This is a genomic window from Arthrobacter sp. PL16, from assembly GCF_035985055.1.
Classification (GTDB): Bacteria; Actinomycetota; Actinomycetes; order Actinomycetales; family Micrococcaceae; genus Arthrobacter_D; species Arthrobacter_D cheniae.
This window is the reverse complement of the sequence record NZ_JAXCIC010000006.1, coordinates 70,669-97,224: the sequence shown is the minus strand read 5'-3', so window position 1 is coordinate 97,224 and position 26,556 is coordinate 70,669. Positions and strand designations below refer to the sequence as shown.

The 26,556-nt window shown below is 66.3% G+C and carries 27 protein-coding genes; 19 read left to right on the top strand and 8 right to left on the bottom strand.

Going from position 1 to position 26,556, the window contains the following annotated elements; all coding sequences use genetic code 11:
- Positions 1 to 51: 51 nt before the first annotated feature.
- Positions 52 to 843 carry an alpha/beta fold hydrolase gene (locus tag RCH21_RS12945; protein ID WP_326964730.1) on the bottom strand — a complete coding sequence of 264 codons (792 nt, stop codon included), beginning with the start codon at positions 841 to 843 and terminating at the stop codon, positions 52 to 54.
- Positions 844 to 946: 103 nt separating this feature from the next.
- On the opposite strand from RCH21_RS12945, the gene RCH21_RS12940 reads away from it, so the two are divergent.
- The 6 genes from RCH21_RS12940 (at position 947) to RCH21_RS12915 (ending at position 5,833) form a co-directional block, all read left to right on the top strand.
- Positions 947 to 1,447: an SRPBCC family protein gene (locus RCH21_RS12940; protein WP_326964729.1), complete on the top strand. Its 501-nt coding sequence runs from the start codon at positions 947 to 949 to the stop codon at positions 1,445 to 1,447.
- 267 nt (positions 1,448 to 1,714) lie between these two features.
- Positions 1,715 to 2,578, top strand: coding sequence for a class II fructose-bisphosphate aldolase (locus RCH21_RS12935; protein ID WP_326964728.1), 864 nt, complete (start codon positions 1,715 to 1,717; stop codon positions 2,576 to 2,578).
- Between the two features lie 2 nt (positions 2,579 to 2,580).
- Complete coding sequence (locus RCH21_RS12930; RefSeq protein WP_326964727.1) at positions 2,581 to 3,387, top strand: HAD-IA family hydrolase; 807 nt, start codon at positions 2,581 to 2,583, stop codon at positions 3,385 to 3,387.
- Positions 3,384 to 4,016 (top strand): dihydroxyacetone kinase subunit DhaL, encoded by a 633-nt coding sequence (gene dhaL, locus RCH21_RS12925; protein ID WP_326964726.1) that lies wholly within the window; start codon positions 3,384 to 3,386, stop codon positions 4,014 to 4,016. The genes RCH21_RS12930 and dhaL overlap by 4 nt, the downstream gene beginning before the upstream one ends.
- A 53-nt stretch (positions 4,017 to 4,069) precedes the next feature.
- Complete coding sequence (dhaK, locus tag RCH21_RS12920; protein ID WP_326964725.1) at positions 4,070 to 5,065, top strand: dihydroxyacetone kinase subunit DhaK; 996 nt, start codon at positions 4,070 to 4,072, stop codon at positions 5,063 to 5,065.
- Between the two features lie 192 nt (positions 5,066 to 5,257).
- Positions 5,258 to 5,833: a hypothetical protein gene (locus RCH21_RS12915; RefSeq protein WP_326964724.1), complete on the top strand. Its 576-nt coding sequence runs from the start codon at positions 5,258 to 5,260 to the stop codon at positions 5,831 to 5,833.
- Positions 5,834 to 5,905: 72 nt separating this feature from the next.
- Here the strand turns inward: RCH21_RS12915 and RCH21_RS12910 are convergent, their stop codons facing one another.
- Together RCH21_RS12910 and RCH21_RS12905 are read right to left on the bottom strand one after the other, a co-directional pair.
- Positions 5,906 to 6,580: a phosphoribosyltransferase gene (locus RCH21_RS12910; protein ID WP_326964723.1), complete on the bottom strand. Its 675-nt coding sequence runs from the start codon at positions 6,578 to 6,580 to the stop codon at positions 5,906 to 5,908.
- A 250-nt stretch (positions 6,581 to 6,830) separates the two neighbouring features.
- Positions 6,831 to 7,472 carry a hemerythrin domain-containing protein gene (locus RCH21_RS12905; RefSeq protein ID WP_326964722.1) on the bottom strand — a complete coding sequence of 214 codons (642 nt, stop codon included), beginning with the start codon at positions 7,470 to 7,472 and terminating at the stop codon, positions 6,831 to 6,833.
- Here RCH21_RS12905 and RCH21_RS12900 point away from each other — a divergent pair.
- Together RCH21_RS12900 and RCH21_RS12895 are read left to right on the top strand one after the other, a co-directional pair.
- Complete coding sequence (locus tag RCH21_RS12900; RefSeq protein ID WP_326964721.1) at positions 7,471 to 7,605, top strand: hypothetical protein; 135 nt, start codon at positions 7,471 to 7,473, stop codon at positions 7,603 to 7,605. The genes RCH21_RS12905 and RCH21_RS12900 overlap by 2 nt on opposite strands.
- Positions 7,606 to 7,964: 359 nt before the next feature.
- Positions 7,965 to 8,546, top strand: a complete 582-nt coding sequence (locus tag RCH21_RS12895; protein ID WP_326964720.1) for a hypothetical protein — start codon at positions 7,965 to 7,967, stop codon at positions 8,544 to 8,546.
- A gap of 187 nt (positions 8,547 to 8,733) precedes the next feature.
- Here the strand turns inward: RCH21_RS12895 and RCH21_RS12890 are convergent, their stop codons facing one another.
- The gene (locus tag RCH21_RS12890) at positions 8,734 to 9,450 is read right to left on the bottom strand and encodes a hypothetical protein (protein WP_326964719.1); all 717 of its coding nucleotides are present in this window, start codon (positions 9,448 to 9,450) and stop codon (positions 8,734 to 8,736) included.
- Positions 9,451 to 9,708: 258 nt separating this feature from the next.
- Positions 9,709 to 10,932, bottom strand: a complete 1,224-nt coding sequence (locus RCH21_RS12885; RefSeq protein WP_326964718.1) for a thermonuclease family protein — start codon at positions 10,930 to 10,932, stop codon at positions 9,709 to 9,711.
- Positions 10,933 to 11,461: 529 nt separating this feature from the next.
- On the opposite strand from RCH21_RS12885, the gene RCH21_RS12880 reads away from it, so the two are divergent.
- From RCH21_RS12880 to RCH21_RS12870, 3 genes are all read left to right on the top strand, one after another.
- Positions 11,462 to 12,808, top strand: coding sequence for a GmrSD restriction endonuclease domain-containing protein (locus RCH21_RS12880; protein WP_326964717.1), 1,347 nt, complete (start codon positions 11,462 to 11,464; stop codon positions 12,806 to 12,808).
- A 111-nt stretch (positions 12,809 to 12,919) separates the two neighbouring features.
- A complete protein-coding gene (locus RCH21_RS12875) occupies positions 12,920 to 13,534 on the top strand; it encodes an FMN-binding negative transcriptional regulator (protein WP_326964716.1) in 615 nt (204 codons plus the stop codon).
- On the top strand, positions 13,531 to 15,033 hold the full coding sequence (locus RCH21_RS12870) for an amidohydrolase (RefSeq protein ID WP_326964715.1): 1,503 nt from the start codon (positions 13,531 to 13,533) through the stop codon (positions 15,031 to 15,033). The genes RCH21_RS12875 and RCH21_RS12870 overlap by 4 nt, the downstream gene beginning before the upstream one ends.
- A 43-nt stretch (positions 15,034 to 15,076) precedes the next feature.
- Here the strand turns inward: RCH21_RS12870 and RCH21_RS12865 are convergent, their stop codons facing one another.
- Positions 15,077 to 16,204 (bottom strand): hypothetical protein, encoded by a 1,128-nt coding sequence (locus RCH21_RS12865; protein ID WP_326964714.1) that lies wholly within the window; start codon positions 16,202 to 16,204, stop codon positions 15,077 to 15,079.
- Between the two features lie 129 nt (positions 16,205 to 16,333).
- Entirely contained in the window at positions 16,334 to 17,362 is a 1,029-nt protein-coding gene (locus RCH21_RS12860) for a LacI family DNA-binding transcriptional regulator (RefSeq protein ID WP_326964713.1), read from the bottom strand.
- A 208-nt stretch (positions 17,363 to 17,570) separates the two neighbouring features.
- Here RCH21_RS12860 and RCH21_RS12855 point away from each other — a divergent pair, with 208 nt between their 5' ends.
- Genes RCH21_RS12855 through RCH21_RS12835 form a run of 5 tightly spaced genes read left to right on the top strand, consistent with a single transcriptional unit; the run spans position 17,571 to position 23,057 of the window.
- Positions 17,571 to 18,836 carry a M20 family metallo-hydrolase gene (locus RCH21_RS12855; RefSeq protein WP_326964712.1) on the top strand — a complete coding sequence of 422 codons (1,266 nt, stop codon included), beginning with the start codon at positions 17,571 to 17,573 and terminating at the stop codon, positions 18,834 to 18,836.
- 36 nt (positions 18,837 to 18,872) lie between these two features.
- The gene (locus tag RCH21_RS12850) at positions 18,873 to 19,628 is read left to right on the top strand and encodes a DUF5058 family protein (protein ID WP_326964711.1); all 756 of its coding nucleotides are present in this window, start codon (positions 18,873 to 18,875) and stop codon (positions 19,626 to 19,628) included.
- A gap of 27 nt (positions 19,629 to 19,655) precedes the next feature.
- Complete coding sequence (locus RCH21_RS12845) at positions 19,656 to 20,384, top strand: hypothetical protein (RefSeq protein WP_120149626.1); 729 nt, start codon at positions 19,656 to 19,658, stop codon at positions 20,382 to 20,384.
- Between the two features lie 31 nt (positions 20,385 to 20,415).
- Positions 20,416 to 21,651: an amidohydrolase gene (locus tag RCH21_RS12840; RefSeq protein ID WP_326964710.1), complete on the top strand. Its 1,236-nt coding sequence runs from the start codon at positions 20,416 to 20,418 to the stop codon at positions 21,649 to 21,651.
- Positions 21,648 to 23,057, top strand: coding sequence for an amidase (locus RCH21_RS12835; RefSeq protein WP_326964709.1), 1,410 nt, complete (start codon positions 21,648 to 21,650; stop codon positions 23,055 to 23,057). The genes RCH21_RS12840 and RCH21_RS12835 overlap by 4 nt, the downstream gene beginning before the upstream one ends.
- 56 nt (positions 23,058 to 23,113) lie before the next feature.
- Here the strand turns inward: RCH21_RS12835 and RCH21_RS12830 are convergent, their stop codons facing one another.
- On the bottom strand, positions 23,114 to 24,223 hold the full coding sequence (locus RCH21_RS12830; protein WP_326964708.1) for a phosphotransferase: 1,110 nt from the start codon (positions 24,221 to 24,223) through the stop codon (positions 23,114 to 23,116).
- 120 nt (positions 24,224 to 24,343) lie between these two features.
- Here RCH21_RS12830 and RCH21_RS12825 point away from each other — a divergent pair, with 120 nt between their 5' ends.
- The 3 genes from RCH21_RS12825 (at position 24,344) to RCH21_RS12815 (ending at position 26,546) form a co-directional block, all read left to right on the top strand.
- Positions 24,344 to 24,937 carry a 3'-5' exonuclease gene (locus tag RCH21_RS12825; protein ID WP_326964707.1) on the top strand — a complete coding sequence of 198 codons (594 nt, stop codon included), beginning with the start codon at positions 24,344 to 24,346 and terminating at the stop codon, positions 24,935 to 24,937.
- A gap of 142 nt (positions 24,938 to 25,079) precedes the next feature.
- Positions 25,080 to 25,616, top strand: a complete 537-nt coding sequence (locus tag RCH21_RS12820; protein ID WP_326964706.1) for a cupin domain-containing protein — start codon at positions 25,080 to 25,082, stop codon at positions 25,614 to 25,616.
- A 138-nt stretch (positions 25,617 to 25,754) separates the two neighbouring features.
- Positions 25,755 to 26,546, top strand: coding sequence for a ZIP family metal transporter (locus tag RCH21_RS12815; RefSeq protein WP_326964705.1), 792 nt, complete (start codon positions 25,755 to 25,757; stop codon positions 26,544 to 26,546).
- Positions 26,547 to 26,556: the final 10 nt, after the last annotated feature.

Below are 26,556 nucleotides of genomic sequence, written 5' to 3'. Positions count from 1 at the left end.
AAGTCCTGAGGCGCCACACGCACGCTGCCAGGTGTGCGGCTCCGAGCTTAGCTACGACGAGCCAGCGGCGGTGGCGTCGAGGATGAACCGGGCTGTCTCTTGCGGCTGGTCCCAGTGCGGGAAGTGCCCGCAATCCTCGAAGACATGCAGGGTGGCGTCCGGATAGAGAGACATGGCGACAGCGGCCTCACTGAGCGGGGTAACCCTGTCCGACCGGCCCCAGCCGAACGCCAGCGTGCCCTTGATCGTCCCCTTGGGCGCGCCTGCCTGGCGCGGACCGTGCGCGAGCGACCTACGCGCTTCGTCGAGACTGGGCGAGGTGGCGAATCCGCGGAGCTCCGTCAGGACGAGCTCTGGGTCGAGCTTCCACGGGGCTACGGAGAACTGGGCGAGCAGCGCCGTCCGGCCCGCAGCCTGCTGGACAAGTGACGGCAGGACGGGCTGGAGGCGCCGTACCAGCGCAATGGACGCGGTGATGCTGCCGTTGAAAATGCGCACCTGGGTGTCGTTCCAGAATCCTCCGGGATCGAGGGCGACGACGTTGCCGGCGTGACCCCGCCGCGCCAACTCGACCACGATCCGCGCACCCATCGAGCTTCCGACGATGTCCGCGTCGCGCAGGTTCTGCTGCTCGAGGAACTGCTCCACGGCGTCCGTCAGGGTCGCAACGGTCACTTCGCCCGCGAGCGGCTCGCTGCTGCCGAACCCGGGGAGGTCCACGGCGATGACCTCGCGCTCTTCCTGCAGCAGGGGGAGGACGGGGTCCCAGGTGCGGACGCTCGAGCCGAGCCCATGCACGAGGACGAGTGGCATTCCGGTGCCGGTTCGTTCGGTGTTCAACATGTGAGGGCCTTCCGTAGCCAGCGCGAGGCCTCAGTCTATGCGGGCGCAGATCGCTGCAGCCGATCCCTGCAGGACGAGGGGATTCCTCTGTGAGAATGGGCGCATGAGCCAGACAGAGATCCGCCACCACCAGGAGTCCGTCACGATCCAGGCTTCGGCGGACAGCATCTACGACCTGGTCTCCGACATCACCCGCACCGGCGAATGGAGTCCGGTGTGTACGAAGTGCTGGTGGGAGGACGACGTCAGTGCAGGCCAGGTCGGTGCGTGGTTCACAGGGCGCAATGAGCTTCCGCACCGCACCTGGGAGACCCGGTCGCAGGTCGTGGCCGCAGAGCGCAGCCGTGAGTTCGCTTGGGTGGTCGGCGGCGATAGGGTGCGCTGGGGTTACACACTGGCGCCGGCCGGCACCGGGACCACTCTGACCGAATCCTGGGACTTCCTGCCGGGCGGCATCGCCATGTTCGAGGAGAAGTTCGGGGATGACGCCCCCGCGCAGATCATCGATCGGACCCAGCAGGCGCTCGACGGCATCCCGAAGACGCTCGCTGCCATCAAGCGGATCGCCGAGTCCGGCACGTCAGGCGAGGATGACCGGTTATAGCGCGCTGACCCTGCCGCGCCGGCCTCAGTAGGCTGCCGCGCCCGCTGAGGGGACTTCTTGGTCCTGCTTGATGGAGCCGGTGGAGACACCGATAAACCCATGATGCTGCCGTCGCGCACCAGCGGGATGCAGCCGCGCCCCACGCAACCACGAGCGCCCGCCTAGCGAGGTGGGGTTTACCCCCAGAGGGGAGGGAGGGGTACCACCCATACCGGCCTGCACGCCGCCCGCCTAGCGTGGGGAGGAGCCTAGCCAGGAGGAATTGTTGTGGGTGTTGTACCCCTGAAGGACATCGTTGATCCGGCATTCCAGGCGCGCTACGGGGTGCCCGCGATCAACGTCTTCAATGACCTGACCATGGAGGGCGTGCTCGCCGGCGCCGTGGAGGCGAACTCCCCGGTGATCCTGCAGACCTCGGTCAAGACCGTGCGCAGCATCGGCTCCCGCGTGCTCTTTGACATGTGGCAGTCGATGACGCGCGGAATCGAGGTGCCCGTCACCCTGCACCTTGACCACTGCCCGGACCGCGCCGTCGTCACCGAATGCCTGAAGGCCGGCTGGAACTCCGTTCTCTTCGACGCGTCCAACCTCCCGGTCGAGGAGAACCAGCGCCAGACCGTCGAGGTCGTCGCCGAAGCCCGCAGCTACGGCGCCCAGGTGGAGGGCGAGATCGAGGCCATCACCGGCGTCGAGGACGACCACGGGTCCGACGACGTCTCCAAGCAGCAGAGCCTCGAGGTAGCCCTCGCGTTCATCGACGCCACCGGGATCGACGTCTTCGCCCCCTCGATCGGCAACGCCCACGGCAGCTACAAGGCCGCACCCGTGCTCGACGTCGAACGTGTCACCCAGATTGTCGAGGCACGGAACGTCCCCATCGCCCTGCATGGCGGCAGCGGCCTGAGTAATGACCAGTTCGCGGACCTCATCGCCCGGGGCTGCGCGAAGGTCAACATCTCCACGGCGCTCAAGGAGATGTACATGCAGTCCAGCCTGGCGTTCCTCAAGCAGGCCGAGCAAAACAACAAGTGGGACCCGCCGTCGCTGTTCAAACACACGCGGGCCGACGTCGTCGCGATGGTCACCGACCTCTGCACCCAGTTCGGCAGTGCGGGCAAGGGCGGCCGCTGACCATGCCGGCCCTGATCTTCGACTGCGACGGCGTGCTCGCCGACACCGAACAATTCGGCCACCTCCCCGCCTTCAACCAGACCTTCACCGACTTCGGCGTGCCCGTGCAGTGGAGCGTCGAGGAGTACGCCGAGAAAGTGAAGATCGGCGGCGGCAAGGAGCGCATGCGCAGCATCCTGAACCCCTCGCTGACCGCCTCACTCGACCTGCACGACGACGACGCCGTCGACGCCGCGATCCTCTCCTGGCACAAGCGGAAGACCGAGGTCTACAAGGGGCTCGTCGAGAGTGGCGTCATGCCGGCACGGCCGGGCATCGCGCGCATCGTGCAGGAAGCGCACGACGCCGGATGGACGCTCGCCGTCGCCTCCACCTCCGCGGAACCTGCGGTCCGAGCCGTCCTGACGCACGCTGTCGGGGAGTCGCTCGCGGCTCACTTCTCGGTGTTCGCCGGGGACGTGGTGCCCGCCAAGAAGCCTGCACCGGACATCTACCTGCTGGCGCTGCAGGAGCTCGGAGTGTCGGCGAATGACGCGATAGTCGTCGAGGACAGCGGCAACGGGCTGCGCGCCGCCGTCGGAGCCGGGCTTCGCACCGTGGTCACGGTCAGCGGCTTCACCCGCGAGGAAGACTTTACGGGCGCGTCCCTGGTGGTCAGCTCCCTCGGGGATCCCGACGGCGAGCAGGCGGAGGTTCTTGACGACCCGTACGGAGCCGACCCATCCGGCATCGTCACCCTCGTGACCCTGCAGAAGCTGCTGTCCGCACCTGCCCCCAACGCCGCGACCCACGAAACGGAGACCCCATGAGCGCAACCGACCTCGCCGACGTCGAATACGTCGTCCACTCCCTGGCCCAGACCGCCGTTGACAGAGAGAAGGAGTTCGGCGACCTCGACGCCGTGGTGGGCGACGGCGACCTCGGCTACTCCCTCGCCCGCGGCTTCGAGAAGGTCCTCGCGGACTGGGACTCGTTCAAGCGCGACGACGTCGCCACCTTCCTGCAGCAGATCGCGCTCGCCATCTCCAGCAGGATCGGCGGAACCTCGGGTCCGCTGTGGGGAACGGCGTTCCTCCGGGCCTCCGCAGCCGCAAAGACCGTGGACACGATTGACGGGGCCGCCGTCGTCGCCATGCTGCGCGGAGCCACCGACGGGATCAAGGCCCGCGGCAACGCGGACCTCGGCGACAAGACCCTGCTCGACGCCCTGATCCCGGCGACCGACGAACTGGAACGGCAGTTGCAGGCGGGTGCGTCGCCGGAGGAATGCCGAGCAGCGTTCGCCGCGAAGACCCGGGAGTGCGCGGACGCGACGTCGTCCCTCGAGGCCAAGCGCGGCCGCGCCAGCTACAGCGGGGAACGCAGCATCGGTTCACCTGACGCCGGGGCGGTGGCCGTGGCCTTCATCGTCGAAGGCATCGTGGCCGACTGGCCCTGAGCACTTACCCACCCATCCCCATCCACCCCTACTCACAATGACGTGGAGACCCCATGAAGAAGTTCGTCAACGATCCGCAGCAGTTCGTCCCGGAGATGCTCGAGGGCCTGGCGCTCGCGAACCCGGACACCCTGAAGTACGTGCCCGAGTACAACCTGATCATGCGCGCCGACGGCCCGGACCAGAACAAGGTCTCGATCGTGCAGGGCTCCGGGTCAGGGCATGAGCCGGCGCACGTGATGATCGTGGGCAAGGGCATGCTCGATGCCGCCTGCCCGGGTGACGTGTTCGCAGCACCGCCGTTCGACTACGTGTACGAGACCACCAAGCTGATGGCCTCGCCGAAGGGCGTGCTGCTGCTGGTGAACAACTACACGGGCGACAAGATGGTGTTCGAGATGGCGCAGGAGATGTCCTCCGCCGAGGGCATCGAAGTCAAGACGCTCTTCATCAACGACGACGTCTCCGTGGAGGACTCGACCTACACGATCGGCCGCCGCGGTGTGGCCGGCAACTTCTTCGTCATCAAGGCCGTAGCCGCTGCCGCCGAGCGCGGGGCGGACCTCGACGAGGTCATCCGCGTCGGCGAGAAGGTGAACTCGGTGACGCGCACGATGGGCGTCGCGTTGACGGCCTGTACTCCGCCGGCGAAGGGCAGCCCGCTGTTCGAGCTCGGCGCGGACGAGATCGAGATGGGCGTCGGTATTCATGGCGAGCCGGGGCGTCGTCGGGCGAAGATGATGCCGGCCAACGAGATCGTCGAGGAGCTTCTGGCCCCGGTGGTGAAGGATTTGCCGTTCGGCGACGGTGACCGCGTGGCCCTCATGGTCAACGGCCTCGGCGGCACCCCGATCAGCGAGCTGTACCTGCTGTACGGGCAGGCGCACAAGCGCCTCGCGGAGCAGGGCATCAGCGTGGGCCGCAGCTACGTGGGGGAGTACTGCACGTCCCTGGACATGGCGGGCGCATCCATCACGCTGGTGAAGCTCGACGACGAGATCGAGTCGCTGCTCATGGATCCGGCGGAGATCCCTATTCGGGTTTTCTAGATTCACGGCGTACGACGGCGGGCCGCTCACCTCTCGGTGGGCGGTCCGCCGTTCTTCAGCAGGCATCCAAGGTGTCGCTGACCATCACGACCGATGAGGAGATGTACCCTGACGGCGAGCTCTCAGGGCCTGACGATTGGAGCGGACATCGAATCATCTCTATGGGGGCACTCCTTGGATCCATTCGGCGGCATGAGCCTCGACGCACTTCACATCCTGACCTGGATAACACCTGCCGTCGTCGCGCTGGTGGCGGGTTTCCTGCTTCGGCGCAGGTTCCACTGGATCGCGCTCGGTGCCGTTCTGCTCTTCGCCGCACTCAACGCGGCTGCTGGGATCTACGCGTTGAACCACTTCAGTGAGCCGCGGTGGTCCCCGGAAGGAAGTGCGCCCCTAAGTGCTCCGTCGCTCTCCGAGACACCGATGGTGGGGGAGTTCCTGGTGCCACTGGACTCCGCACTGGAAGGAGTAGTCGGCGGGGTGAACGACTTCCGCTCATTCCAACAGGCACTCCCCATCGCGCTGGACTTCCTTGCCACGTCCGGCTGGGCGCTGCTGGTGTCATTCCCGCTGGTCATTCTCGCCGCGTGTGTCAGCTTCGCTAATGCTCGACGCCGGAAGGCTGAATTCACGAAGTATCGTGCCACTGTCGATGCGCTCAAGGATGAGCTGGAGCAGGTCAAGCGTCAGGTCGCGGCCGGGTACCCCGCCCATTCTGCACATTCCGCAGATGCAGAGGCTTACCGTCTGACGGGCCCGGAGCCCTAAGCCTGATTGTGTGTTTAGGCCGGCCCGGATGCCGGTGGCTTCGGCCTGCTACGGCCCTTGGCGCGGACCAAGTCAACCACCGTCGGGACCACTCCGTGAGCGGGCCGCGGCGTCGAGCAGCGTGACCACTTCGTCGTCGTCGGTGGCTGAGAAGTCGTTGTAGTAGCAGCCCACGGCCTCGAATCTCCGCGGTGAAATCAGGCTCACGATTTCGTCCGCCTCCGTGAACGAGGCCACAGTCGATGCCGGCGCGACTGGTACCGCCACGATCACCCGTGCCGCGCCGAGTTGCTTGGCCACCTGGCACGCCACCCGCGCAGTGGAGCCCGTGGCCATGCCGTCGTCGACGACGACGACGATTTGCCCGTGGATATCTGTCCGGATCCTTCCCTGCCGGTACCGGATCCGGCGCTCCTCCAGGAGTTGGCGTTCTTTCGTCTCGAGAGTTTGCAGGTCCTCCTCCGTGACATGAGCCTGCGAGAGGACGTGCGCATCGAGGACCCGAGTGCCGCCCTCCCCAATGGCGCCCATGGCAACCTCTGGCCGGAACGGAACCCCCAGCTTCCGCACCACGATCACATCCAGTGGCGCATCAAGGGCATTCGCCACCTCGAAGGCAACCGGAACACCGCCACGGGGCAGACCGAGCACTACGACGTCCTGACCCCGTAGCCCTGCCAGCCTTTGCCCCAACTGCCGTCCGGCGTCGGTCCTGTCCACGAAGGTTCTGGACTCTTTGCTCGGCACGCTGTTCTCCTCGGGTGGTTGGTGCTTTTATCCGGCGTCTGCACATGGAGAGCGGCTGCCTTGTCCTGGGTGATGACGGCTCGATCGCTCCTGCGAAGGGTTCGATTGCCAGCCGGGCCCGACGCTGCTGTTCAGAGGCTTTCGTCCCCCGTGTGTCCGAAGGGCCGGCTGTCTATGGTGGAGCTTGGTCCAGGCAGCCGGAAAGTCGCTGCTCCGCTTCCCGCAGTACGGGAGTCCCCGTCAAAGTGGTTCACAGCGTGTCGGGAATGACGCGTCCTGGGAAGAGCGTGGCGTATTGCTTTCGATAGAGCCTGCGCCCTACGAGACGGTAGGCGAGGCGAACCGGCGGTGGAACTTCTTTGAAGAACTCCTCGCGCTCGCCGGGCGGATTCGTGGCCAGCACCATCCCGAGGTATCCGACCAGGAACTTCTTGTCGAATGTCTTCACGCCGTGCTCTCCAATTGCCTTCCCTTCCTTCTGGTTGAGGACCCTGTCGACAACGGGCATCACCTCGGTGACCTCACGGCGCAGATGTACCTCAAGGACGGTCGAGAGGTCCTCGTACCGATCAGCAAGGTCCGCTCTCACGCTTGCATCGGCTGTCTCCATCCAGCGCAGGCGAACCGGCCCGATGCTCTCGAGCCGTTGTGTGACCTGCCTGTGGTGCTCGAGCATCTGCTCCACATGCAGTGCGCACGCGGGCGCTCTTTTCGCCAGCAGCGGGTACATGAGGAGATCCTCGCCCTCATGATGCGCATGGAGCACCTTGTCGAAGTTCCCCAGTACCTCGCCGACGTAGGCGGCGCGGGCGGCGTCGCCTGGCTCGACGGATATCACCAGACCGGGCGCCTCGTCGTACGCCCACAGGAAGAAGCGATGGACGCGCCGCATGCTTGCCGACCCGCTGCAGAGTATCGGCCCTGATGGCACTGGAGCTGCAGTCTCGCCGGGTCTCATGGTGAAGAAGTCAGTCATGGGATTGCCCCTCATGGAATTGGTCGAGACCAAGCTCCTCCCCGGCTGAAGCCTAGGCTTCGCCCCCACTCCTTACAATGGTTGGGCAGCACTCGCTGCTCATGGATCCCGCGAAAATTTCGATCCGTACGTTTTAGAAGCACAGTGCACGACGGGGGGCCGGTGGCCTTCGGGTGGTCGGCCCACTTCTGCTGCACGGCTCCTCTGACGAATCACGTCGATCCCTTGTGGCGGGTATCTGAGCGGGTGTCGAGCCCGTGCATGCCATGACGAACCACTGGGCCACGGTGTCGCTGACCAGCCCGACCGATGAGGAGATATAGCCTTACGGCGGTGTGTCGAAGCTCGGGCTGCTGGCATGCATTCAATCCATCTCTATGGGGGTACTCCTTGGATCTATTAGGCAGCATGAGCCCCGACGTGCTTCGCGCCTTCCCATGGATTGCAGCCGCCCTCATCGCGTTGGTGCTCGGGTTGTGGCGTCCGCGCAGTCTGCACTGGATCGTGCTTGGCGCGGTTCTGCTCTTCGCCGCGTTCAACGCAGCGGCCGGGATCTACGTTTTGAGTAACTTCAGCGATTCGCGGTGGTCCCCGGATGGAGAGGCACCGCTGAGCGCTCCGTCGCTTTCCGAAACACCCCTAGTGGGGGAGTTCCTGGTGCCACTCGACTCCGCTCTGGAAGGAGTAGTAGGAGGGGTGAATGATTTCCGCTCATTCCAACAGGCGCTTCCCATCGCGCTGGACTTCCTTGCTACTTCTGGATGGGCATTGCTGGTGTCATTCCCGCTGGTCATTCTTGCCGCTGGTCTTAGCTTTCATACCGCGCAGCGCCGGAAGGCGGACTTCAGAAAGTACCGCGCGACTGTCGATTCGCTCAAGGAGGAGCTGGAGCAGATCAAGCGGCAGATCTCATCAGGGAGTATCGGTGCTACGGCGCTCCCTATAGGGGATGCCGGTACGGATACGCTGCCCGAAGTGACGCGCAGGTGACGCGCAGGGTGGGTGAGGGGAGGGGTATGTGCCCCCAACCCCGCCCAGCCAATCGGTGACTGATTGCATCGCGGGTCACGCGGAGTCTGTAGACCCATCCATTGATGGCCTTCCGGTGACGAATGCCGCCTGCGTGCAGGGGCACATCGGTAGTTAGATGTTTTACTACTGCTGCACTTCAGTCACATCACCTAGCGGTTTTTCCTCCAAGCACGTCCACGTGCACATGATCGAGGTGACGGAGGATCTCGTTCGCGGGCGGCGGCGCCTCGTAGTCGTGCCACCCGCCCCGCGCGATATGCGCGCTCCAAAACTGATCGTCGAAGATAACGTACTGGACGTCCAGATCCTCGGCATGTGCAACCAGCCAGTGTGCCAGTATCCAGCCCTCGCGCCGGTTCTCCTCGGTGACGGGGCGGAAGAAGATGTCGATGGCCCGGCCGTCGTAGTGCGTCGAGTCACCGCCGTGTCCTGAGCCGACTCCGCCGGGCTCGAAGCCACCGAGGCTCTGGTCGCCGAACACCGCAGTCATCGCCGTTCGCACCTGTTCGGCGCGGGGTGTCAGTCCGGTCGCCGTAAGCTGCTCCTCCTGCAGGTCGTCTGCCGCTGTACCCCTGCAACTCAGCACGGGGCCTGCATCCCCGAGCGGCCCCTCGGCCAGGGCCCGAAGTGCGCCTTCATCGATATCGGAGGTGTTTGCCTCCGCCCCGCGGGCTCGAAGCGCCACCGCCGTCGTGGCCAGCTTCGCCTCGTCGCGCGTCAGGCGAATTTCTCCGTCCGACGTCTGAACAATGCATTCCGGACCTGCGAGGAGTGAGCTGCCCTCGGCGCGCAGACCTCCGAGGAAACCCGGACCCAGGAACACCAGCACCAGACCGAGCACGCCGAGGACAACTACGCTCACAAGCACACGAGCCGAACGGCGGCGACGGTCCACTGCAATGCGGCCGGTCATGAAAAGTCCTCGTCGCAGGAGCTCAAGGGTACGAGGTGCGGAGTGCGATGGGTGGACGCACATCTGCCTGCAACTACCGCGATCCCGCTCACAATGACTGATCCTCCCGTGGTGGCGCAGCACATCCCTCCTAGGGATTGCGCGATGCCGTTCAGGAAGTTAATCGACGGCGGGCGTCTGTAGTTCCCACGGTGTGAGTGTTGGAAGTCAGCAGGGTCGGTAGGTCTTCCCGCCGGGGGCGTAACAACGGGGACCGGTGTAGCCCGGGTACGGGTCCTGCGCCGCCGGGGGAGCGGGCGGTACATAGGGCGCCGCAGGCGGTATGTAGGGCGCCGCAGGCGGTATGTAGGGCGCCGGGACGGGTGGGAGGTTCCGGATCCGTTCCTGCTCTGCGGCTGCCGCAGCCTCGGCGGCCAGTCGGTCGGCCTCGACGCGGGCGTTGGCTTCTGCCTGCAGTCGCTCAGTCTCGATACGAGCTGCCTCCGCGGATTCTGCCCGGACCCGTTCGGCCTCAACCCGTGCGGCTTCTGCCGCCCTGGCTGCTTCTGCTTCAGCCGCTGCAGCCTGGGCTGCCTTTTCTGCTTCCAACCGTTCACGTTGGGCCGTGGCTTCGGCTTCCTTCAAAGATGCGGCTTTGGCGTTGGCGGCTGCCAGTGCCCGCTCACCTTTCGCGATGTGAGCGTCGAGGTCACGGACCATGGCCGCGGTTCGATCAATTCCGACGGCGAGAACGCGGACGGTGTCCTTGCCTGCTTCGAGCGCCTCGCGCGCGGCCTTCGCCGTCGTCAGGGCTGCGAGGATGCCCGCCGCGGTCCCAGCGACTGCTGCTCCTGTCTCACCGACGGGAGCCTCGGTTGCCGCGGCGAGGGTCTCCACAGCCTCGGTCACCTCCGCAGGGAGGGTGCAGCCCGCTGCAGGGTCCAGCAGTCCCACTCCCTGTGCGGTGGCCTCGTTGTACGCCGCTTGCACGTCGTCGTAGTACTTCCTGTTCGGCTCGATGAGCATTGGAACGCCCAGGCCCACTCGTGCGAGTTCTGCATTGACCAGGGTCCGGTCTTCGATGAAGACGGCGGCCAACACGCGGTCGAACTTGTCCGTGCGCTCGATGTCGAAGTCGAGGGCAACCTTCGTCCCGGGTGGAGTCAATGATTCGAGCTTCTGAGTAGCCTCCAGGCCGAGGCACTCGACAGGTTTGTCGGGGTGCTTCATTTCAGGTGTGTCCACATTCAGTAGCCGGACGGTTTGGTCCTCGCCGTCGAAGTTGATGACGAGGGTGTCGCCGTCGATCACGCGCACCACGGTGCCCGGCTGGTAATCAAGCGCGGGGTCGCCCGCCGGGCTCGGACTTGTGCAGGCCGTCAGGGTCGAGGCGAGTATCGCCGTGGTCAGGAGGGTCGCCGGTGCAAGGCGGCGGAAACGAGCAGGATTCATTGGTCTTCTTCTACGGGTACGAATACGAGTGCTCTGGCGATGGCGGATGGCGGAGCTTCACGGATACCGCGGAGCCGGAGTGACACTCGATGCGAGCCATCAACCACGCCGATGTTCGATGCCTAAAGCAGGGTCAACGCAAAAGCGAATGACATCAAAGGTTTAGCACGATTCGATACATAGGCCTGCCCAATAGTGAAGGGTGACAGCTGGTCACATGTCATCCTCAAGACGCGTATCGCCCGCCCAGAGGTTGGAGAATGCCGCCAAGTCGCATCGGTAATGGAGTCACTTCGTTAGCCAGGCCCGATGAGGAGTATCGGGAGGGGTGAGAGATGCTGCCAATCCTGAGCGAAAGCTGAGGTTGCCCGGAGTCATAAAGCAGGTGATTGACGGTGATCGCCGCCGGTTCGGCAATGGGTGATCTGCGCGGGTACGCTTCGCCGAGACATTGCATCAATACTGGGGGCTCTCAATCAATTCGTCACTCCGTCCGCCTGCCCGAAACTCATCTGCGGCCAAGTCGAAGGTGCGCACAACCACCGCCATCGTCGCCGGTCTCGCCCTGTTCCTCGTCGTCATCGGTCTCATCACCAACGGCCTCAGCGGGGCCCTCGCCATGGCGGCGCTCTTCGCCCTCTTCACGGGCCTATACACGGTCCTGACCAACCGCCCTTCCTGGGCGCGGCTGGCCGGCCGCAAGGCCGGCGCCATCACGGCAGGAGCGGCCGTCGTCGCCCTCTTGGTCGGAGGTGCGATCGCGCCGGTGGACGACTCCGTCCCCACAGCCGTCGCCGAGGCGACCGAGCAAGCCGAACCGACCAGCGAGCCGACCACGAGTGCGCCGTCGCCCACCGCCAGTGCGACGCCGTCCGCCAAGCCGACGCCGTCACCCACTGCCAGCGCCACCGCCAGCGCAGCGCCGTCGGACGTTGCACCGCTCGATTCCGACGCTGTTGCCGACGTGACCGGCACGCCCCGGGCCCCCTCTGACCAGCCGGCCGCCAACACGACCGCGCTCGCCCTGCTGGAGACCCTGCCCATCAAGGGCCGGGCGCCGAAGACCGGTTATGACCGCGACCTGTTCGGCCAGGCCTGGGCCGACGTCGACCGCAATGGCTGCGACACCCGCAATGACATGCTCAACCGGGACCTGACGGACATCGTGTACACGAACTCGGTGCCCTGCAAGGTCCAGTCCGGTGTGCTGAATGATCCCTACACGGCGTCGACCATCGCGTTCCTGCGCGGGCAGACGACGAGCACCGCGGTGCAGATCGACCACGTCGTCGCCCTCTCCGATGCCTGGCAGAAGGGCGCCCAGCAGCTCACCCCGGACCAGCGCGTCGCGTTCGCGAATGATCCGCTGAACCTTCAGTCCACCGATGGACCTACCAACCAGCAGAAGGGCGACGGCGACGCCGCTACCTGGCTGCCACCGAACAAGGGCTACCGCTGCGAGTACGTGGCGCGGCAGGTGTCCGTCAAGGCGACCTACGCCCTGTGGGTCACGCAGGCCGAGCACGATGCCATTGCGCTCATCCTGTCGGACTGCAACGGCATCCTTGCCCCAACCAACCAGACGGGACCGTCCGTCACCCAGCCGCCGGCACCCGTGGAGACCGAGGCGCCCGTCGTCGTGCCCGTCGCCCCTCCGGTTGTGCCGGAACCAGTGGCACCTCCCGTGGCCGTGCCCGAGCCCGTAGCGCCAGCACCGGTGGCACCGGCACCCGTCGCGCCAGCCCCGGCACCGGCTCCCTACTACGCGAACTGCGACGCGGTCCGCGCGGCCGGCGCTGCTCCGATCGCCGCAGGGTCCCCGGGCTTCCAACCGAAGTTCGACCGGGACGGCGACGGCATCGGTTGCGATAGCTAGCCGCACGCACCACAACGAACGACGGCGGGGCAGTCACGATAGGTGACTGCCCCGCCGTCGTTCTCGGACAGATGCCGCCGCTGATCTGGCATTCATGGCAGAGTGACGAGCATGCGCCACACGCCCTCTTTCGTCCTGTCCGACGTCGGTGAGGTCAAGCGACTCATCCGCGAGAATCCGTGGGCAACCATCGTGTCCTCACCCACCGGCGGTCTCGTGGCGTCCCACTACCCGGTGATACTCGAAGAGACCGCTGATGACACCATCAGCATCGTCAGTCATGTCGGTCGCCCCGATGAGCAGTTGCATGAACTCGGCGAGCACGAGGTGCTGCTGATCGTGCAGGGGCCGCACGGCTACATTTCGCCCGGCTGGTATCCCAGTGACCAGATCATCCCGACATGGAACCACGTCACGGCCCACCTGTATGCGACGCCGGAGATCCTGTCCGACGAGGAGAACTTCCTGGTGCTGGGGCAGCTGGTCGACCACTTCGAACGCGTTATGCCGGAGCCCAGTTCACTGACCCTGGACCCCGAGTCATCGCGCCGCGTCGCCCGGGGAACCGTGGGGATCCGCCTGACGGTGACGCGCTTCGACGCGAGGCTGAAGCTCAGCCAGGACAAGGCTCCCGCAGTGATCGAGCGCATCGTCGATGAGCTCGAGCAGGGCGAGCACTACTCGAATCCTGCCCTCGCCCGTGAGATGCGGCGTATCCCCAAATGAGGAGTGGAACGAGTGACGTCCTGCTCCACTCCGCCCGACTGGTCGGTACGGCGGGGGATCCGGTCGACATCCTCATCGAGCGCGGAATGATCTCGGCTCTCGGCGAGACCAGCGGTTCGGGCGCGGTCGAGGTAGTGGATGTCGGTGGACGGTGGGTATCACCAGGTCTGTGGGACTCGCATGTGCACATGGGCCAGTGGGCTCTCATGCGACAGCGCCTCGACCTGTCGTTGGTGACGTCCGCGGCCGGTGCGGCATTCCTCGTGGGTGAGCGTCTGCGGTTGGCACCGCCTCCCGTCGGGCAGCCCTTGATCGGCTACGGCTTCCAGGACGCATTGTGGCCCGACCTGCCGACGCGGGAACTGCTCGATGCGGCCGACGCCGACGCCGACGCCGACGTGTCCGTCGTCCTCGTCGGCAAGGACCTCCACACGCTGTGGCTCAATTCCAGGGCTCTTGCCCACCACGGTCACGGAGACCATCCCACTGGGCTGCTGCGAGAACAGGCGGCATTCGACGTCAACACCCGGATCAGCGCGGTCCCGAACGGGACCCTCGACGGCTGGGTGGCAGATGCAGTCGAGGCCGCAGCTGCCAGGGGAGTCGTCGGCATCGTCGACCTCGAGATGACGCTCTCCATCGACCGATGGGCGCACCGTGTCGCCAGCGGCACGCGCGGCCTGAGGGTGCGGGCCGGCGTGTACCCACAGGATCTCGACGCCGTCATCGCGCGCGGCCTGCGCACGGGGGACGTCATCGACGGCACCGATGGCCTGGTCACGATGGGCCCCTTCAAGATCATCACCGATGGCTCACTGAACACCCGGACCGCGTTCTGCCATGACCCGTACCCCGGACTCGATGGAAAACACGAGGGGCAGGGAATTCTGACTGTTGATCGGAACGAGCTCGTCGACTACCTCCGCCGCGCGTCGTCGGCAGGCCTGGTGCCCGCGGTGCACGCGATCGGGGATGCGGCGAACTCGCTCGCGCTCGACGCGTTCGAGGAAGTCGGTTGCGGCGGCAGCATCGAGCACGCCCAGCTTGTCCATGAAGACGATTTCGACCGCTTCAAGCAGCTCGGCATCACGGCTAGCGTTCAACCGGAGCATGCGATGGACGACCGCGACGTCGCGGACCGTTACTGGCCAGGCCGTACACACAGGGCTTTCGCCTTCGCGAGTCTGGCGACCGCAGGTGCCACCATCACGCTCGGCTCGGATGCGCCGGTCGCGCCACTCGACCCATGGGTCTCGATGGCCGCCGCCGTGTCCCGGGCTCGCGACGGGCGGGAACCATGGCACGCCGAGCAACGCGTTCTGTCGTCGATCGCCCTCGCAGCATCTACCGACGGTCGGTCGACCCTTGGCGCGGGATCCGTTGCCGACCTCGTGATCACCGAGCTGGATCCCCTCGTTGCCAGCGACCAGCAACTGCGGTGCCTCGACGTGTCGGCAACGATGCTCGGTGGTCGCTGGACGCACTTCACCCTCGACTGAACCCGCCGTCGTCGTTCCCGCCGTCCTACCTGCCGCCGCCGTCCTATCTGCCGACAAGCTCGAAGGGCGACGACGGCGCACCGGTCCAGCGGTACAGGTCCAGCACAGAGGTCTGCTTCGTGACGCCGTCCTCGACGACCCGCCCCTGCGTAGCGATGTAGAAATAGCCGCCGCCAAGGGATTCGAGGCCGACGTCGGCGGTGAAGTTCCAGCCGCGGATGCCGGTCGTTTCGTGGTGGAGACCCTGCTGCAGGAGGGGGAGGAGCAAGCCTTCCTCGCCGTTCGGCTGGCCCTCGAGGAGGCCGCGCGTGGGACGGGACGAGCCGTCGATGGCGAAGAGCGAATAGTTGGGGAACTGCTGTTTCATACCCCGGTAGACGCCGAGGAGCCACGTGTGGGTGAAGGCGTCGTAGTTGAGGTTCTGCACGCCGTAGGTGGTGTTGCCGGTGTAGACGAAGTACTTGCCGTCGGTGGTGGCGGGTCCGCTCGTGTGCGCTGCGGCCTGGGTGAGTGGCTGCTCGTACTTCTTCCAGCGCGTTACGTCGTACTGCAGGAGGACCTGATGGTCGTTGTCATCACGACCGGTGTTCGAGTAGACGCCGTAGGCGACCGTCAGCAGCTGCTTGCCGTTTTTCCGGCCGAATGCGGGGCCGAAGGTGACGCCGTCGATCCCGCTGCTGCCGTACCGGTGGTCCGGGGTGTCGGCGATGTTGCCGTCGAACACTCCGTTGCCGTCCATGTCCGCGGTGAAGTCCTGCACCACCTCGTCGAGGTACACCGCCGTGACGATGCCGTCCGTCTCGGCGTCCATGTCCATTTCGGTGATGCGCTCCACGTCGAAGATGGCGATGTAGAAGGACTCGGCAACCTTGTACTCCAGCGAGCCGTAGACGCGGCCGTCCTTCTCGTTGAAGTCGAGGTCACCGAGGTGCCCGGTGAAGCCGGTGACGGTACCGAGGACGGTCCCGTCGAGGTCGGTCTTCACGAGCATCGAGGTGAAGGAGTAGTAGATGACTTCGTTCTCGGTGTCGACGGCGATGCCCTGCACGTGTCCGGCCGGCCAGGCGCCGCCGTCGATCGTGGCAGGGAAGTCCTCGACGGCGGGTTTCGCAGCCCCGGTGATGAGGACGGCGGACAGGACGACGGACATGGCGCGGACGAGTGTCTTCACGGGGAGCTCCTGGTCGGGCAGCGGTGGTGTCGGTTCCACGCTGTCGAGCCGGAGTCACGAGGGGGTGGCGTCCGCGGGACCGGACGGTGAACAGCCCGCGAAGGCTGTGGTGCGCCGCACCGATGGCGCCTACCGGTGCTGCGTCGTCGCGCGCACGACGAGTTCCGGCGGCAGCAGCACGCTCGACGGCGTCTCGCCCCTGAACTGGCCCAGCAGGGCCTCGACGCTCAGGCTTCCCATGGCCCCGAGGTCGCTCCGGACCGAGGTCAGGGGAACCGGAAGGGTGGCCGCGAGGTCGAGGTCGTTGTAGCCGATGAGGCCGACGTCCTCCCCGACCCGCTTCCCGGCGTCCCGGATGGCTCCCATGGCGCCCAGGGCGAGGAGGTCATGGACAGCGAAGATGGCCGTGGGCGGGTCCGGCAGCCGCATCAGCTCGCTGCCGGCAAGCAATCCCGACGGCGTGCTGAAGGCGGACTCCACCACGTAGGAGTCCGGGAGCGGATAGCCCGCAGACTCGAAGGCCCTGCGGAAACCGAGGGTGCGCTCGCGGCCCGTACTGGCGAGCTGATCGCCGGCGATGACGCCGACGCGGTGGTGACCCAGTTCCAGCAGGTGCTCGGCTGCCAGCTGGCCGCCCCGGTAGTCGTCCGTGGTGACAGAGAGGTGTCCCTCGAGCTTCCGCATCACGAGCACGTAGGGGACACCACGGGCCCGGAGTTCATGGGCGGCCGTGTCACCGATGTGCGAGTCACCGATGACGACGCCGTCGATCCTGCGCGAGAGCATCGCATCGAGGCGTACGCGTCGGTGGTCCGGGTCATCGAGGGTGTTGGCCACCACGGTGCCATACCCGGCAGCGCCGGCCGCCGCGTCGATACTCTCGTAGATGTTTGCAAGCACGAGGTCGGTGAGACGGGGGACCAGGACCCCGATGAGGCGCGAGCTCCCGGTCCGGAGACCTGCCGCGCCGACGTCGCGCCTGTAGCCGAGGACGGCTGCGAGCTCGCGGACGCGCCGCACGGTATCGGCACCGATTCCGGCAGGGTTGTCACTCAGTGCACGGGACGCCGTGGAGACGTGCACCTGTGCGTGACGCGCGACGGTGGCCAGGGTGACGGGGCGTACCCGTGCCCGCTGCGCGATGGACTCGTCCTTCATGGCCCCGAGTCTAGGGCCGCCGAAGGGGATTCTGTGGCTTCTCGGTGGCGGTGGCGCAAAGGTTTGCACTGGGACTCCGCCTCACAGAAGGTTCACCGTCCTGAAACATTGACGAAACCGGGTGACCGTAGTGTGATGTACACCATACTTCGGAGCAGGATCCGCTCCTGCTGGATTGCGCAATCGATTGCACAAGGACGCTCACGCCATGCCACCAAGCACCTCGCAGGAGACCCTCGACCGGCTCGGCACGGGAGTGGACCAACTGTCCGCCTTCCACGACGGCGACCGCCTCGGCTGGACCCGCGAGGTGTTCAGCGAGCCGTACCGCGCGTCGCGGGACTGGACGGCTGCCCGGATGCGCGAAGCAGGGCTGGACGTCCACGTCGACGCCGCCGGAAACATCATCGGGCGCCTCGAAGGGAGCGAGCCCTCGGCGCCCGCCCTCGTCACGGGATCGCACACGGACACCGTCGACGGCGGAGGACGCTTCGACGGGATCGTCGGCGTCCTCGGCTCGATCGAAGCTGCCCGGCTGCTTCAGGAGTCCGGGACGTCTCTCCGCCGGGACCTGCTCGTCGTCGACTTCCTCGGTGAGGAATCGAACGTCTTCGGACTCAGTTGCCTGGGCAGCCGATGCGCCGCACAGGAGCTGCTGAAGGAAGACCTCGACCGGCGCGACTACCGCGGCCTCAGCCTCGGCCAGGCCTACACCGACTACGGGCTGGATCCCGCCAGGCTGCTCGACGTCCCCTGGGCGAAGGAGCCGCTGCACGCATTCGTCGAGCTGCACATCGAGCAGGGTCCGACGCTGGAGAAGCAGGGACTGCCCCTCGGCATCGTCACCGCCATCACCGGTATCGAGCGCTTCATCGCCACCTTCACGGGTGCCGCCGACCATGCGGGCACGACGTCGATGGACGACCGGCGCGACGCCATGGTCGCCGCGGCGGAGGCGGTCCTCGCAGTGCGCGCGGAGGGCTGCGGCGCGCCGACGCACGGGGTGGCCACCTCCACACGGGTCGAGTCCGAGTCGCGGTCACCGAACGTTGTGCCGTCGCTGGTCCGGATGTACAGCGAGGTCCGCAGTGTCGACCCGGCATGGCTGTCGGGCGTGAAAGGCCGCCTGACCGCGGAGATCGCGGCGAAGGCCGGTGGGCTCGGTGTCGACGTCGGATTCGAGTGGTCCACCGACAACTCGGTGGTGCGTGCGGATTCCGGTGTCCAGGACATCGCCGGGGCCGCGGCGGATGCCCTCGGCCTGCCATGGATGCCGATCCCGAGCGGCGCCACGCATGACGCCGTGCACATGGCCGCACTCGCGCCGATGGGCATGATCTTCATCCCCTCCCAGGGCGGCAAGAGCCACTGCCCCGAGGAATGGAGCAGCACGGAGGACATCGCCACCGGCGTGAACGCGCTCGTGGGGACCCTCCGCAACCTCGACGCCACCGATACCCGGCCGTCCTCCTGACCCGAGCACCATCCCACCCCGCCGACCGGAGTTCCCATGGAAACAGCACTGACTCCCGAAGGACTGTCCGCGGACATCCTTGTGATCGCCAACATGCCCGTCCTCTGGGTCCTCGCCCTCGGCGTCTTCGCCGCCATCATCGTGCAGTCCCTCGTCTACATGAAGGCCGCGAGGAAGGCCGGCCCGGCGGCTGACATCTCCGAGGCGGAACTCAAGACCTCCTTCAGGGCCGGTGCGATCGCCGCCATCGGCCCCTCGCTGGCGGTGGTGCTGGTGAGCATCGCCCTCCTCACCCTCTTCGGGACACCGGCCGTGCTCGTGCGCATCGGCCTCGTCGGATCCGCCGCCACGGAATCGGCGTCGGCCAGCCTCGCCGCCGGCACCATGGGCGCCACCCTCGGTGGGGCCGACTACACCCAGGCCGTCTTCGTCGTGGCCTTCATGGCCATGAGCATGTCCGGCGCCGGATGGATGCTCGCAACCCTGATCCTCACGCCGATCCTGCGAAGGGGAGACACCAAGCTGCGACGGGTCAATCCCGCCCTCATGGCGATCGTGCCCGCCGCCGCCCTGATCGGTGCCTTCGCGAGCCTCGGCATCGCAGAGCTCGGGAAGACGCCCATCCACATCCTGTCCGTCATCGTCTCAGCCGTGACCATGGCCGTCTGCATCTTCCTCGCGGGCAGGACCAGGGCCACCTGGCTGAGGGAGTGGGGCCTCGGCATCTCGATCATCGTGGGACTGTTCGCCGCCTACATCGCCCACACCTCCGGCATGGCCCCCGTCGCCTAGGCAGTACCTCACCCGAAAGGATCCACCATGTCTGCTGCAGATACTGCCGTCACACCCAACGCATCACTCGCCGAGTTCGACCGCACCACCTCCCGCTGGGGCCAGCTCACCATGGGAGTTGCGCTCATCCTCTCCCTCGCCGCACCCCTGTACCTGGTTTTCTTCACGGACCTGGGCATCACGGCAGGCATGATCTGGACCGCCTACCTCGCCGTCGCGGCCGCCTTCTTCGTCCTTTGGTTCGTCGAGCCCATCACCTACTACCCGGTCCTCGGTCCCGCAGCGATGTACCAGGCGTTCATGATCGGCAACATCGCCAACAAGCTCCTGCCCTCGGCCCTCGTGGCACAGGCCGCCATCGGCGCGAAGGCCGGCACCAAGCGCGGCGAGTTCGCGGCCCTCATGGCCATCTGCGGTGCGGCCATGGTGCACGTCATCTCGATGCTCCTGTTCGTCGGGATCCTCGGCACATGGCTCGTCAGCATCATCCCCACCGACATCGTGGACGTGGCCCGGCTCTACATCTTCCCCGCGATCATCGGAGCCGTCCTGGTGCAGCTCGTCGTCACCATGAAGCAGCCGCGCGTCACCGTGATCGCCGTCGTCGTCGCCGCCCTCGTGCTCTTCGTGCTGGTGCCGGCCGTTCCCGCCCTCGCGAAGCCGGCCACCGGCGTCGTCGTCCTGATCACCGCGGTGCTCGCCTGGTTCCTGCGCTCGCGCAAGACGTCCGCGACCGCCACCACCCTCGTGAACTAAGCTCCGATACCGAACCGTTCGAAAGGACACCATGACCATCGACACCGCCGTCCTCGACCTCTCCGACGCGCACACCACCGCGATGCACGAGCTGTACCGGCACCTCCACGCCCACCCCGAGCTCTCCATGCAGGAGACCCACACGGCTGCGTTCATCCTCGACAAGCTGAACCACCTCGGGCTCGAGACGTTCATGTGCGGCGGGACCGGCGTCGTCGGCATCCTCCGCAACGGCGACGGTCCGGTGGTCGGCTACCGCGCCGACACGGATGGCCTGCCGATCGCCGAGGACACGGGGGTGGACTACGCGAGCACGACGACGGGCGCGCTCGCCGACGGGACGGCCGTACCGGTGATGCACGGCTGCGGACACGACACCCATATGACCGTGGGACTGACCGCCGCGCAGCTGCTGACCGAGAACCGCGACGCGTGGTCCGGGACCGTGGTGTTCATCTTCCAGCCAGGGGAGGAGACCGGAGAGGGTGCCGAAGCCATGGTGGAGGACGGCCTGTGGGACAAGGCACCGAAGCCGTCGATCATCTACGGGCAGCACGTCTGGCCCGGCCTTGCCGGCACCGTGAACATCAGCAAGGGCACGGCCATGGCGATGGCGGACTCCTGGAAGGTCACCGTGCTCGGCAAGCAGGCACACGGATCGCAGCCGGAGCTGTCGATCGACCCCATCGTCCTCGGTGCCCACATGGTGGTCCGCATCCAGACGATCGTGTCCCGCCAGGTGCACCCGATGAAGTCGGCGGTCGTCACCATCGGCACCTTCCACGGTGGCCTGAAGGAGAACATCATCCCGGCGTCGGCGGAGTTCACGGTGAACGTCCGCACCTTCGACCCCGAGGTCCGTGACCTGGTCCTCGGCTCGCTGCGCAGGATCATCAGCGCCGAGGCCGCGGCATCGGGTGCCCCGGAGCCGACCATCGAGGAGATCACCAGCTTCCCGCAGTGCTACAACGACCCCTCCTCCACAGAGGATCTGATGACCGTGCTCGGCGACGTGCTGGGTGAGGACGCCGTCATCGAGTCGCCGCCCGTCATGGGCAGCGAGGACTTCGGCCTCCTGGCCGAGGCGATCGGCGTTCCGAGCGTCTACTGGTTCTTCGGCGGGCACCCGCAGGAACTGCTCGACGGCGACGGTCCCGTCGCCGGAAACCACTCGCCGTACTTCGCACCGGCCATCGAGCCCACCCTCACCACCGGCGTCAGGGCCGCGATGACGGCGCTGCTGTCGAAGGTAGGAACGACGGCGTGAGCGGTGCCCTCCACGAGCTCTCCGCCGTCGAGCTGACCGGGGCCATCCGCCGTCGGGAGGTGTCCGCGCGCGAAGCACTCGAAGCGCATTTCGACCGCATCGACGCCGTCAACGGTCCGATCAATGCCGTCATCACGGAGGACCGGCAGGGCGCCACCGCGCTCGCGGAGGCCGCCGACGAATTGATCATGTCCGGCGCGGACGTCCCGCCGCTGCACGGCCTGCCCATGACGCACAAGGACACGCACAACACCAAGGGGCTCCGCACCACGCAGGGCTCACCGATCTTCAGGGACTTCGTGCCGACGTTCGACGACCTGATCATCAGCCGGCTCAAGAGTGCCGGCGTCGTGACGACGGGCAAGACGAACGTGCCCGAGTTCGCTGCCGGATCCCACACGTTCAACGAGGTCTTCGGGACGACGGTGAACCCGTACGACACCAGCCGGAGTGCCGGCGGCAGCAGCGGGGGAGTGGCAGCGTCGATCGCCGCTCGTATCCAGCCGCTCGGTGACGGCAGCGACATGGGCGGATCACTCCGCGTCCCCGCGTCGTTCTGCAACGTGGTCGGCTACCGGCCGTCCATCGGCGTCGTCCCGTCCCTCCCCACGCGCAACGCCTGGGCGTGGCTGGCGCGCAACGGGTTGATGGCGCGCGACGTCGAGGACATCGCCCTGGGTATGACGGCCATTGCCGGACCGGACTCCGCCATGCCGTACGCCTATCCGATAGCGGGCTCGTTCGGCGCCTCGCTGCAGCGGGACCTGGCCGGTCTGCGGATCGGCTGGTCCCCGGACTTCGGGCTCGGCGTGCCCGTGGACCTCGAGGTCCTGCGGGTCCTCGAGGGGCAACTGCAGGTCTTCACGGACCTCGGCGCGATCGTCGAGGAGGCCGCGCCCGATCTCCGCGACGCGGACCAGGTCTTCGGGACGACGCGCGCCTTCGACTTCGTGCTCGGGCTTGGTGAACTCGTCGAGAAGCACGGCGACGCGATCAAGCCCGAGATCCGGTGGAACGTGGAGCAGGGGGTTCAGCTCACGGCGCAGGACATGGTCGACGCCGCTCTCGCCCGGACGCGGCTCGATGCGGGCATGCGGCGCTACTTCGGCAGGTACGACGTCTTTGTGAGCCCGACGGCGCAGGTGCTGCCGTTCGACGCCACGGAGCGGTATCCGACCTCGGTCAACGGCGTCGAGTTCGAGACGTACCTGGACTGGATGCGCTCGGCCTGCCTGATCTCGGCCACCGGCCTGCCTGCGGTGTCGGTGCCGGCGGGCTTCAGCGACGACGGCCTGCCGGTCGGGTTGCAGCTGGCGATGCCGCACGGCAAGGACGTCGAGCTACTGCAGGTGGCGTTCGCGTTCGAGCAGGCGACGGGCTGGGCGAAGCGGGCTCCGGAGCTGTAGGGCGTCGGCTTGGTCGCCCTCTTCGCGGCGGCACGCGGCTGCCGTTCACGCTTTCCCTAGGCGTGGAGTGAGGTCGCGGCGAGTTCATCGACGATGAAGCGCGCCATGCACGCCCGCGCGCGGATCAAGGCACGCAGGTTGCTGGTGACGGGTTCGTCCAGCTCGCGGGGAAACAGGGCGGACAGGCCGCTCTGGAAAGCCATGGAGATCGCGAACCCCCGTCGGACCAGGGCGGGGGAGATGGGCCTCCCTACATCCTGCAGTCCGTCGAGGTATGCACTCAGGCAGGCGGGAGCGAGCATGTCCAGGGTGGGACCGTCCAGAAGCCCATCATTGGCTCGTCCTGCCAGTAATTGACCCAGGTCGAAGCCCACGGTGGTCGTACCGAAGCTGCCCCAGTCGATCGCGACTGTTCCGCCTCCGGCCCGCAGCATGTTCTGTGGGCAGGCGTCGCCATGGGCCCTTGTCCTGGGAAGTGCCGCCGCCTCGGTCAACAGGAGAGGGATGTGATCGAGGAAGAGGAGCATGTCCTGCTCGAGATGATGGTCGATCGCGTGATCGAACGCGGGATGGGAATGCAGGATTCCTGAGCGGAGCATGGGGATGAAGACGTGTTCACCGGGGCCGACGACGAAATCCGCGATATCCCGTTCCGCTCCCATCGGAGCTTCCGGGGCTCCTGCCAGGCAACCCAGCAGGTACGCCACCCGTGTGTAGCAGTCGTTGTCCCAGCCCCCGGCCGATTCCGGCTGGACATCCTCCATCCAGATGGCTGCGCTGTCCTGATCGAGGTCCTCGATCAGGTAGATGTCAGGGAGGCGCAATCCTGCCGGCAGGTACTTCGCCAGATCACTCCGATATACATCGGCCTCCGTGCGCCACGGGACGTGCGCTACGACGAAGCCCCTCATCTCCACCGGAACAGCGTCGATACCCGCCCATCGCAGCGGGGTGTGGATCACTTTCAGCACAGCGTGGAATTGTCGTGTTCCGATGTCATCGATGGCTGTGCCCGCCAGGCGCCACAATCCTCCCGTGGTCATGCTGGACAAGGGGACCCCGAAAGGTTCGAGCACATACTGCAGCACCCGGACCGGTCGGTCAGCGTGCAACGCTGACGCTGCTACCAGTTCGACGGTGGACACGGAGAGCTCGATGTCCTGCACACCAATAGTGTCCGCTCAATCAGGAGAGCGGACAAGCGTGCCACGTACGGGGACGGGCGCGATCATCGCTAGGCTGTCCGAGGCCGGTCGAGCGAGCGGCCGAAGCCCCAGGGGGAATGCGTGCACGGTCTCAACTTCACCGCCATCGACTTCGAGACGGCGAACAGCAAGCGCGGCTCGGTCTGTGCCGTCGGGCTGGCGAAGGTGCGGAACGGGGTCGTCACCGAGACGTCGTCCTGGCTGATCAAACCCCCGCCGTCCGTCGGTGCCTTCAGCCCCATCAATGTCGCGGTCCACGGCATCCGCCCGGCCGATGTCCACAGAGCGTCCTCATGGTCCGAGAGCCTGCACCGCATCATGGACTTTGCGGGCGGCGATTCGTTCGTCGCCCACAACGCCTCGTTCGACCGCTCCGTCCTGCGGGGTGCCTGCGCAGAATCAGGGCTCGCAGCTCCTGACAGCACCTTCCACTGCTCGGTCGCCCTGTCGCGTCGCCTCCTCGACCTCGATGGGAACAAGCTTCCACAGGTCGCCAGGGCTCTCGGGCTCGGCACGTTCAGCCACCACGACGCCGGGAGTGACGCCGCGATCTGTGCGTCCGCCGTCGTCGCCATGGCGCACAGGCACGCCCTCCACTCGCTCGATCTGCTGTGGCCGTCGAAGCAGCCGACGTCGTCGGCCGGTGCCCACCGCTACACGAAGACTCGGACCTGAGCTTCCGCCGACGGAGTGATCACCGCCTAAACATGAACCAATAATTGGGGGCCAGCACGTAACGCGATGCACCTCGTCCGCTTGAGCGGGCCGGGCAGGGACCACCATTGATTGCGGAAATAAGCGCGCGTAGGGTCGCTCCATGAGCACGAGATCCGGACCGGTCGGCGATGACGTCGGCATCATGGTTCGATTCGGTGAGGCCTTCACGGCCCGGACCCTCCTGGAGGCAGCGGCAACAGGAGAGCGGTTGTCCGTCGTGGAGCACCTGTTGGCTGGACGCGAACTTGGAGCGCCCCTTCATATGCACAGCCGGGAGGACGAATTCACGATCATCACCAGGGGCCGGGTCGGTTTCCTGCTCGGGGATGAGGTGTCCTACGCAGGCCCGGGGGAGCTGGTCCTCAAGCCCCGGGACCAGTGGCATACCTTCTGGAACGCCGGCGACGAGCAGGCACGGGTCCTCGAGATCATCTCCCCGGCAGGGTTCGAGAAGTATTTCGAGGAAATCGAGCCCTTCTTCCCGGAAGGAGCCCCACCAGACCTCGAGGCGATGGCCGGGGCCAATGCCAGGTACGGGCTCCAGATGGATTTCGAATCCCTACCGCACCTGATCGAACGCTTCGATCTGACCCCTCCTCTCGAGATGGGCGCGCCTCCGCCCGTGCAGGACGCCTGATCAGTCGCCCACCGCAGGGGGGAGAACTGACACCGCACGAGCAAGAGTTCCTCGGTCAGGCGCAGCCGTCGGTGCTCCTGCTTGGATCGACCCTCTCAAACCCTTTTTGACCGGACCTCCTGTTCCTATACTGACTCCATGACGATGTCGCTGCTCTTTGGTGTGGTGGCTTCCAGCGCTCTGGTTCTGGGCGCGATGATCGGCGTCCGGTTCAATCTGCCCAAACGGGTGCTGGCGATTCTCCTGTCGTTTGCAGCAGGATCCCTCATCACTGCTCTGGCGTTCGAACTCTTCGAAGACGCTTTCGAGCGCGGCGGTATCTGGCGCGCAGCTCTGGGCCTACTCGCCGGCGCCCTTGTCTTCACCGTCCTCAGTGCGTTACTGGACCGTTGGGCCCAAGCTGGATCAGATCCAACGCCGGCTGATGAACATGAAGGTAGTGCCAAGCTCGACACAGATGCCGCCGCCACGGAGCGTTCATCGTCCAAGGCATCGACTCGAGGCGCGGCAGGCTTGGCCCTCCTTGCCGCAGTAACTCTCGATGGCGTCCCGGAGAACCTGGCGTTGGGCGTCGCGCTCGGCGGCGGGACCGGAGGATTGGCTCTCCTCGCCGCGATTTTCGTCTCCAACCTGCCCGAAGCGCTGGTCGGAGCATCGTCGATGCGGGCCCAGGGGAGAAGCACCGGCAGCATCCTCGGTCTCTGGGGAGTCTGTGCGGTGTTGCTGGTCCTCGCCGTCGTGATCGGCGCGGGTCCCCTGTCGGGAGCGGACCCGGAAGCAATCTCGCTACCATTGGCCTTCGCCGCGGGCGCTGTGATCGCATCCCTGGCAGACACCCTCATGCCTGAAGCCTACGAACACGGGGGGCCCGCCGTAGCCATGAGCACCGCCGCCGGCTTCGTCCTCTCCTTCGTCCTTTCCCTGATGTAGGAAATGCGGC